Origin of the sequence: Paenibacillus sp. 79R4 (genome assembly GCF_013393165.1) — a bacterium.
GTDB lineage: Bacteria > Bacillota > Bacilli > Paenibacillales > Paenibacillaceae > Fontibacillus.
Map to the genome: position 1 here is coordinate 483,314 of NZ_QJOT01000001.1, position 6,464 is coordinate 489,777.

Annotated in this window: 7 protein-coding genes; 3 read left to right on the forward strand and 4 right to left on the reverse strand. The window is 47.6% G+C overall.

Annotated features, from left to right (window positions below):
• The first annotated feature begins 182 nt into the window (after positions 1-182).
• Complete coding sequence (locus DMN77_RS01940) at positions 183-530, forward strand: metal-sensitive transcriptional regulator (RefSeq protein WP_068779512.1); 348 nt, start codon at positions 183-185, stop codon at positions 528-530.
• A gap of 75 nt (positions 531-605) precedes the next feature.
• On the opposite strand, the gene DMN77_RS01945 is transcribed toward DMN77_RS01940, so the two are convergent.
• From DMN77_RS01945 to DMN77_RS01960, 4 genes are all read right to left on the reverse strand, one after another.
• Positions 606-2,672: a serine hydrolase domain-containing protein gene (locus DMN77_RS01945; RefSeq protein ID WP_179013316.1), complete on the reverse strand. Its 2,067-nt coding sequence runs from the start codon at positions 2,670-2,672 to the stop codon at positions 606-608.
• 161 nt (positions 2,673-2,833) lie between these two features.
• Entirely contained in the window at positions 2,834-3,442 is a 609-nt protein-coding gene (locus tag DMN77_RS01950) for a hypothetical protein (protein ID WP_068779513.1), read from the reverse strand.
• Positions 3,423-3,623, reverse strand: coding sequence for a type II toxin-antitoxin system antitoxin (locus DMN77_RS01955; protein WP_068779514.1), 201 nt, complete (start codon positions 3,621-3,623; stop codon positions 3,423-3,425). Before DMN77_RS01955 ends, DMN77_RS01950 begins: the two co-directional genes overlap by 20 nt.
• 17 nt (positions 3,624-3,640) lie before the next feature.
• A complete protein-coding gene (locus DMN77_RS01960; RefSeq protein ID WP_179013269.1) occupies positions 3,641-4,495 on the reverse strand; it encodes an SPFH domain-containing protein in 855 nt (284 codons plus the stop codon).
• A gap of 216 nt (positions 4,496-4,711) precedes the next feature.
• Here DMN77_RS01960 and DMN77_RS01965 point away from each other — a divergent pair, with 216 nt between their 5' ends.
• Entirely contained in the window at positions 4,712-5,383 is a 672-nt protein-coding gene (locus DMN77_RS01965) for a stalk domain-containing protein (protein ID WP_068779515.1), read from the forward strand.
• Between the two features lie 152 nt (positions 5,384-5,535).
• On the forward strand, positions 5,536-6,279 hold the full coding sequence (gene nfsA / locus DMN77_RS01970; protein WP_068779516.1) for an oxygen-insensitive NADPH nitroreductase: 744 nt from the start codon (positions 5,536-5,538) through the stop codon (positions 6,277-6,279).
• Positions 6,280-6,464 lie beyond the last annotated feature (185 nt).

Below are 6,464 nucleotides of genomic sequence, written 5' to 3' on the forward strand. Positions count from 1 at the left end.
ACGAGGCTTCAGCCTAATCTAGTCAGAAGAATCACCCTGCGCCTTTTGTTTCGAAGGGGCAGGGTGATTTTTTGTATCGACGGATGGGACAGGGCATTGCTGTCTAATGCCTGCAACCGATTGAAAGGTTGCCTGGATTGCGATATTATGATGTAAAGGTCCCAATATAGCGAGGTGATAACATGGCGGAACAAGTAGACAAGAAGCATGGCGCGACTGAGGAGTGCTGCGGCGATGAGGGCGAGGGCCATGTCCGTCATAGCCATCATTCCGAAGCTGTGAAGAGCAATTTGACGAGCCGTTTGAACCGGATTGAAGGTCAAATCCGTGGCATTAAAGGCATGATCGAGAAGGATACGTATTGTGATGATGTTCTGAATCAGATCGCAGCGGTTCAATCCGCACTGAATAGTGTTGGCAAACTGCTGTTGGAGGGTCATATGAAGAGTTGCGTGATTGAGCGGATTCAGGCTGGTGAGATGGATGTAGTTGATGAACTGCTGATCACCGTAAATAAATTGATGAAGTAATCCGCGCGAAATATACCCCGTACTAGTATATCAAAACAGTAAGCCCCACAAGTTCATAACTTGTGGGGCTTATGTTTATTTTAATGAAATTTCAAACTGTGAGCCTGGGTCGCCAATAAAGGCGATGAAACCATTTTCCGGCAGTACCACTTCGTTTACGCCGCTGACTACAGTGAAATTTACGCAGGCTCCACTGGCATCATAGACTGCAAAGGAACCTGCCTCCGGCAAGTTAACCGCCAGTGTCTTGCCTGCCGATTTTTCCGGAATGGTGTACCATCTCGTTTGACCATTCTCTTGAATCTTCGTCTTCGATTGCTTGCCGATATAGAGCGGTACGACATTGTCCTGACTTACAAAGCGGCTTCCGGCAGCCTCCAGGTACTCAACACCGTCCTCTGTGAAGAAGATGAGATCACTTGCGTCTCTGCCCATCAATGTCGGGATGTTCAACAAATTCAGAGCTTCATTGGCACCTGTGATCTTATTGGCCATTAAGTATCCTGGCATATCTTTAAGTGTTGCAATATAAGCGATAGGAGGCTGCATGAAGTAGGCCTGAGAGGTATATTTTTCACTTACGAGAAAATAGGTTTTACCCTCACGCGCTTCCCATGCTTTAGCGATCTCAGGAGATAATTCATTTGGTTCCAGCTTCTCCGCCTGATAGTCGGACATAGCTATTTGGCCAAGATCTGGAATGGTTGTATAAGATCTAACCCATAAGTAAGTGCGTCCGTTGTCTTCTGTGACTAAGTTAAGCTTCGTACCGCCGTCCTCACTGACGAATGAGCCATCTGCTGTATAAGTAAATTTCTGAACCGGAGCTTCAGGTACTGCAAGCGAGCTTAAGGACAACTCGCCGTCCTTGCTAATATCCAGCTTGATCAACTGACCTGCTGTACCGTAGATCCCTGCATTTGTCGATACCTCCACCGGCATATTGGCTTTTACAGGTACGCCAAATGACTTGGCAGGCTTCAACTCTTTAATGATCCCTTTTTCCTGCAGAGCACTTAACAGAATCCCACTGGCCATAACCTGATTTAGTGAACTCGAACCACTGGAAGAGAGGATCGCTACAGACAGCTTGTGCTCGGGCAATACGACCAGCGAAGCGTGAGACAACAGGGTGTCCCCACCCTTCGTCAGAGCCTGAATGCCGTAATCGTTGAACGGGAACAGGTTGACGCTATCCCAGCCTAATCCATAGGCGATTGAGCTATCTGCCTCTTGCGGCCACAACCCGTTCTTATATTCTGCTTTGGCCGTGGCTGCCACTGATTTCTCTGTCAGAAGTCCGTCGGCATTCCCTGTGAAGATTTGCGAGAAGCGGGCAAGATCTTCGGCTGTGGAATAAATACCACCGGTACCGATAAAGTTAACCGTATCCGCAGGAAGCTCTCCCTGATAGCTAGGAGAAAAGACGCCAGCCAGCTGCGCATGATTCACGTCATCTTGCGGAGTTTTTGTATTTTTCATACCAAGCGGCTCAGAAATATATTTATGTACGAAGTCTGTGAAGTCCATGCCGCTAACTCTCTCTACTAATATTTCTGCTAGAGTAAAGCCGTCGTTGCAATAAACGGAGAATGCGCCCGGATCAGCCTTCAGCCGCTGTACCTCCAGTCGTTTCAGCAAATTGTCATATCCGGATGTATCATTATCATCGAATAAAAAGCCATTGACGAGTGTTGAGCCACTTAAGCCGGAGGAATGATTCAGCAGCATACGCGGAGTGATTTTTTTATATCGATCGTCTTTCATTTTGAACTCAGGAATATAGGCAGTCAAAGGCTGATCCAAATCGATTTTTCCTTCATCAACAAGCTTCATCACCGCAACGGTTGTGAACATTTTGCTAGTAGAGCCGATGCCGTACATCGAATCAGCTGTTAATGGGGTATTGTCTGACGCATGATTAATGCCGGATTGCCCGGATACTACAATCTTCCCTTGATCAATGAGTGCGTATTGCAAGCTGTAAGTACCATAATTCTTCGTCAGCAGATCGGCTTTCTGCGCTGCCAATTGCTTGGTTGCCTCGTAAGAAGGACTGTTCTCGGCGGCAAAAGCTCCGGCAGGCACGAGTAATGTCAGCAACAGGGCTGCCATCACGAAAATCGCTAGGCGCTTCTTCATTCTCATCTTCATTTTTACCTCCCCATGTCATTGTATCCAGAATTCCACTAAAGGTGTAACAGTCATTCTGTCTTAACATATTCTTACGGTACAGGTGTTCAAAGGTTTCATTATATAGAGGAGCGGATGCAGTGGCAGGACAGCATCCGCTTGCTCGACTTCTATTTCCCCACGTGGACGATACCTTGCTCATACATAGCTTCGATAAACGATTCCATGATCCGGACACATCCTCGGAGGAACACGATATCGGCTTTCTTATTCGTCTCCGAGAAGGTAAGCTGGGCTTCATGCTCTTTGACACGCGCCTTGAGACGGAAGCCCTTATGATCCTCCAGCAGGTCTGCTATACCTTCATGCTTCAGAATAGCTCTTAACAGACTGGGGTGAGAGGCTCCGGCATGGAACGATTTGCTGAGGGGATTCGGCAAAGTCACTTGTCGTAAATTCCCGTGCAGGATCAGAAGTAGAGGGCTTTTGATCGAGCTCAGCAAGCATTCAAGCTTTCTTCTCGGTTTGTATTTATACTTGATCCCGACTACTTGACCGCTGTTTGTATTGGAACTATTCGAGTTGGAATCGGTAACTGTGAGATACATTTGGCCCCGTCCCTGCGGCAGCTGAATCAGCACATGCCGTCCGGTGTATTTCCAATTCTTGAAAGATGCTTCTATAAAAGTGGCTTCATATTGGTTCGCATATTCCTGCAGCAGGAACTTCGACTTTGATTCCCACCAAGGCTTAACAGATTTAATCTTGGTCCGCGTCATTTTCCAAGGCCTCCTTGACACGCATTTGGGGTGAGGGCAAGCGCCCTTCCTTCCGTAGGGCCTCGCGTAGTACATATTCAATATGACCATTCACGCTTCGGAATTCGTCAGCCGCCCAGCGTTCCAAAGCTTCATATACGACGGGGTCCAGGCGCAGCGGGAAGCTCTTCTTCTTAGCCATCGTGAATGGGGCTCCATTTAATACAAACTGCTTGTATTAATGATAGGTTGGGCGGAACGGTCCGATACGACCGCGACAAGCAGGTTATTGATCATAGCAGCTTTACGTTCATCGTCCAATTCAACGACGCTCTCGGCCTGCAGGCGCTCAATCGCCAATTGAACCATCGTAACGGCGCCGTCAACAATCTTCTCGCGAGCGGAGATGATGGCTTCGGCTTGCTGACGCTGCAGCATGGCGCTGGCGATTTCTGTGGAGTAAGCCAAATGTGTCAAGCGGGACTCGATCACCTTGACACCGGCTATCGCCAAGCGGTTTTGCAGCTCCTCGGTCAGTTCCTTAGCGATTTCTTCCGTGTTTCCACGCAAGGAGAAACCGTCACCGTCCAACTGGTCATAAGGATATTTGCTGGCTACATGACGCAGGGCAGCCTCGCTCTGAATCTCTACGAAGGTTTCATATTCATCAACTTCAAAGAGCGCTTTAGCGGAATCAATGACCGAAAATACAACCACGGTAGCAATTTCAATCGGGTTGCCGTTAACATCATTAACCTTCAGCTTGGCGCTGTTGAAGTTACGTACACGCAGCGATACTTTCTTCCGGTTGGAAAAAGGGGTTACCATATAGAATCCGCTATTGCGGATTACACCAAGGTATTGCCCGAAGAAGGTCACGACAGCGGACTGGTTCGGCTGCACAATCGTAAGCCCGGTGAGGATCACAAAGGCGATTGCGCAAGAGATGGCGCCGAGGATGATGGGAAGAGGCGTAGCAATGGTAAACAGATATACTCCAGCGCCCGCAAAGGCAATGAAGAATAGCAGCGCAACAAATCCGTTCAAATAAGATAATTGTTTTTCCTTCAGCATAGTGAAGCACTCCTCAACAGTTATTTAATATTAATTTGATATTTGTATGATATCACTTTTAGGATATATTGTAAATTAATAATGTGAAAACAGTACTAAAGTCGGGTGGATTCTTCGTTATTTAGTTAATAAGTAACTTGAATTTAGTAAATTAAATTTTTATATTCTTCATAGGAGTGCGCAGTAATCCATTTTTATAGAAGGGAAGAGGATCTGTTGAAGAAGAAGTGGATGATTAGTACCATGGTGGCAGCGTTGATGCTGACAGCCGGAACCGGTGTATATGCAGGTGCAAAACTGCAGGAGGTAAAAGCTTACCTAAACAGCAGCATTCAACTCAAATACAATGGAACGCCTGTGCAGCCAAGGGATGAGAAAGGGAATGCGGTTCTTCCGCTTACCTATAACGGAACGACATATCTGCCTGTCCGTGCAGTCGCTGATATCGTAGGAGTCGCTGTATCCTATAATCCGGAGACCTATACGGTGGAATTGGGTGAGAAGGCAGAAGGCGTAGCGATCGCCAAAGGCTTCGATAACATGTATTATACGAAGGACCCGAAAGAGACGACTTACCAGGGCAAGGATTATAAGGAAGCTTATTTCGATAATGCCAGTGGGAATCGAAGCAGCAGCTTTATGCTATATCCGAAGGGAAAGTATCAGAAGCTGGTTCTGCAGGTCGCGGCTGTTGGTGAAGATATCGATAACTTTGTCATCGAAGACAGTGAGAAGGATGTGAAGCTGACGACCGAGAAAGTGGCGGTGGGCGACGGTCTTAAGACGATTGAGGTAGATATCGCAGGCGTTAATGAGTTGTATATTTATGCTGATGTACTCAGTAATGGGGCCATGTTTGTGCCTTTAACAACTTCATACTATAAATAAATTTATCTATTCATCAACCAGTCCGGCACGGTCTTCCGTGTTGGACTGGTTTTTCTTATTTGGGAATAGTTAAGTTGTATAATAGGAGAGTGACTTATCTTTTATGAATGAGGCTAGCTATAACCATAAACAGCATGAAGGGAGGCAAAAGCATGAATGAGACCATCAAGTTGTTAATGGCGCACCGCTCGATCCGCAAATATGCGGACAAGCCGGTGTCCCGCGGGATCGTCGAGCAAATCATTAGTGCGGCGCAAATGGCTTCGACCTCCAGCAATGTACAAGGTTACAGCGTAGTAGCTGTCACAGAGCCGGAGCGCAAACAAAAGCTGTCGCAGCTTAGCGGCAATCAGACTTACATTGTGGAATGCCCTGTCTTTCTGGTATGGTGTGCGGATTTGTCCCGCCTGAAGAATGCTGCCCGGCATCATTTGCCGGATTCAAAATCGTACGAAGCAGCGACAGAGAATTTCATTGTTGCTGCAGTTGATGCTGCTCTGGCGGCGCAAAATGCAGCTATCGCTGCCGAGTCGCTTGGTCTTGGCATCGTCTACATCGGGGGAATCCGCAATCAGATTCAGCAAGTGACTGAACTGCTCCAATTGCCAGAGCTGGCCTTTCCGATCTTCGGCATGTGTCTGGGTTATCCGGATCAAGGCCCGGGTCAGCGCCCGAGGCTGCCTCAGCCGGCAGTTCTGCATTGGGAGGAATATGACAGCGCTGAAAGTGAGAAGCAGGTTGCTATATATGATGAGATCATGAGCGAGTATTTGCGCGAGCGTACGGGTGGGGCCAAGGATACATCGTGGTCCAGGCTGATGGCCGAGAAGCTGGCGAATCCATCGCGTCTTCATATGAAGGAGTTTTTGGAGCAGCGTGGATTTAAGCTGGAATGAGAAGAGGAGCAGAAGGGCAGAAGAGGAACGTGCAAGCGCCCATAGAAAATGAACAGAATAGGCGGTTCCGGCTATTGGCAATAGAGAAGAGGGTGTCCCAAAAGTCATCATAGATGACTGAGGGGGCACCCTCTTACATTTCATCAAACAAAAAGAAACCGCTCTTTGGTAAAATGGAAGTACGA

Coding starts and splice junctions, on each gene's coding strand:
- DMN77_RS01955 (WP_068779514.1), bottom strand. CDS start 3,623: ATGGCTAAGAAGAAGAGCTTCCCGCTGCGCCTGGACCCCGTCGTATAT.
- DMN77_RS01950 (WP_068779513.1), bottom strand. CDS start 3,442: ATGACGCGGACCAAGATTAAATCTGTTAAGCCTTGGTGGGAATCAAAG.
- DMN77_RS01945 (WP_179013316.1), bottom strand. CDS start 2,672: ATGAAGAAGCGCCTAGCGATTTTCGTGATGGCAGCCCTGTTGCTGACA.
- nfsA (WP_068779516.1), top strand. CDS start 5,536: ATGAATGAGACCATCAAGTTGTTAATGGCGCACCGCTCGATCCGCAAA.
- DMN77_RS01960 (WP_179013269.1), bottom strand. CDS start 4,495: ATGCTGAAGGAAAAACAATTATCTTATTTGAACGGATTTGTTGCGCTG.
- DMN77_RS01940 (WP_068779512.1), top strand. CDS start 183: ATGGCGGAACAAGTAGACAAGAAGCATGGCGCGACTGAGGAGTGCTGC.